Genomic DNA, 1,387 nt, shown 5'->3' on the forward strand with positions numbered 1-1,387 from the left:
CACACCAAGTGTCTTGTAATACGCGGGGAGGATTTGGAGTTCATGATGATTTAGTGAATTCCATAATCCAGAAAGTCCTACTCGAATTGAAGCAGAGCAACTGCATCTCTTAGCATTTTGTTGTAAACAGATGACATGAAAAACGGAGGAATTGAAATGGCAAGTACAAATGCGTTAGGTATGATTGAGACAAAAGGACTTGTGAGCGCGATTGAAGCAGCAGATGCCATGGTAAAAGCAGCTAATGTTGAGCTGGTTGGTAAAGAGCAGGTAGGCGGCGGCTTGGTAACCGTAATGGTACGTGGGGATGTCGGGGCAGTAAAAGCGGCAACCGATGCTGGTGCAGCGGCAGCAGAACGAATTGGCGAACTGATTTCTGTACACGTTATTCCACGCCCTCACACTGAGGTGGATAGCATTCTTCCTAAGTCCAAGCAACAACCAGTCTAATTACAGGAACATACTATCCCTTACAAGCTTTCTTTTGATAAAAATGGTTTTTGAAGGCTAAATAGCGGATAGTATGCCCTCTTTACATAAACAAGCATATGACTGAAAAGAGGTGTGGAGTTGATACAAGATCAGGTTGATCAAATTGTGGAAAAAGTAGTGGCTGGAATTAAGCAAAAACTGTTTATTCCCGTTGAAGCTTCAGGAAGGCATGTGCATTTATCTCGCAAGATCATTGATATCTTATTTGGAGAGGGATATCAACTTACGAAAGCCAAGGAATTATCCCAACCAGGGCAATTTAGCTGCGTGGAACGGGTTGATTTGATTGGCCCTAAAGGAACGATTAAGAATGTGGCTGTTCTGGGACCGGAAAGGCAAAACACACAGGTGGAGGTTTCCTTAACGGATGCAGTTGCTCTGGGAATTAGACCGCCTCTTCGTGAATCAGGAAATTTAGCAGAAAGTGCAGAAGTTACGTTGGCTACCCAGCTTGCATCCGTTCCGGTCAAAGCGGCAATCATTGCGAAACGCCATATTCATATGTCAGTTGAGGATGCTCAATGGTTTGGTCTTTCGGATAAGCAAAGTGTGTGTGTGGAAGTCCTTGGAACGAGACCGGTTATCTTTCAAGAAGTAACCATTCGAGTAAGTCCACATTTTCGTACGTTTATGCATCTCGATTATGATGAAGCTAACGCTTGCGGGTATCAAAAAGGGACAGTTGCTAGACTTGTTAGGAAGTGACCGGTTTGGAGATAAAGCAGCTAATAGAAGCCGTTACTAATGAGGTTATATCTCGATTGGACACGCTTTCTTTAGAGGACAAGCAAAAAATAATCGTTATCTCTACACATGAAAGTGAATGGCTTGCTATAAAGTCGGTCCTCAATAAAAAATTTGACGTTCATTCTGTCGTAACCAATGATGTAACTTG

The 1,387-nt window shown here is 43.0% G+C and carries 2 protein-coding genes and 1 pseudogene; all 3 read left to right on the forward strand.

Features of this window, described 5'->3' with window-relative positions; genetic code table 11:
- Positions 1-156 precede the first annotated feature (156 nt).
- On the forward strand, positions 157-450 hold the full coding sequence (gene eutM, locus AYJ08_RS05415; protein WP_003336346.1) for an ethanolamine utilization microcompartment protein EutM: 294 nt from the start codon (positions 157-159) through the stop codon (positions 448-450).
- A 120-nt stretch (positions 451-570) separates the two neighbouring features.
- A complete protein-coding gene (gene pduL / locus AYJ08_RS05420) occupies positions 571-1,197 on the forward strand; it encodes a phosphate propanoyltransferase (RefSeq protein ID WP_082890872.1) in 627 nt (208 codons plus the stop codon).
- Positions 1,198-1,202: 5 nt separating this feature from the next.
- A pseudogene (locus AYJ08_RS24335) lies at positions 1,203-1,387 on the forward strand (hypothetical protein); the annotation flags it as partial.

The organism is Brevibacillus sp. SKDU10, from assembly GCF_001645205.1.
Taxonomy (GTDB): Bacteria; Bacillota; Bacilli; order Brevibacillales; family Brevibacillaceae; genus Brevibacillus_B; species Brevibacillus_B halotolerans.

Bases quoted from the DNA above. Each gene is read 5' to 3' on its own strand.
- eutM (WP_003336346.1), top strand. From the start codon at position 157: ATGGCAAGTACAAATGCGTTAGGTATGATTGAGACAAAAGGACTTGTG.